General features: G+C 48.0%; 1 protein-coding gene. It reads left to right on the top strand.

The features are described from left to right. Positions 1 to 50: 50 nt before the first annotated feature. Positions 51 to 277 (top strand): metal-sulfur cluster assembly factor (locus L9G74_RS20420; protein ID WP_238898595.1); only part of this gene is annotated, 227 nt, incomplete at its 3' end.

A 277-nucleotide genomic window follows, 5' to 3' on the forward strand; every position in this document is an offset into this window, starting at 1 on the left:
CACTTCATTCGCGGTGATGCACGTATCGTTAAGTAATCTGGAGGGATCATATGTCTGCTGATCAAAATGAGGGCGCCCCATTTTCACCGATCGAAAACAAGGTGATGGCCGCCTTAGAAAACGTAATTGACCCGGAACTCGGGATTGATCTGGTAAACCTAGGGTTAATTTATGACGTTCAAGTCTACGAAGAGGGTAAGTGTCTGATTACGATGACCCTGACGACGATGGGCTGCCCGCTCGGCGACCTATTAAACAGCGAAATTAACAAGGCCGT

This window comes from Shewanella electrica (assembly GCF_022321485.1).
GTDB classification, from domain to species: domain Bacteria; phylum Pseudomonadota; class Gammaproteobacteria; order Enterobacterales; family Shewanellaceae; genus Shewanella; species Shewanella electrica.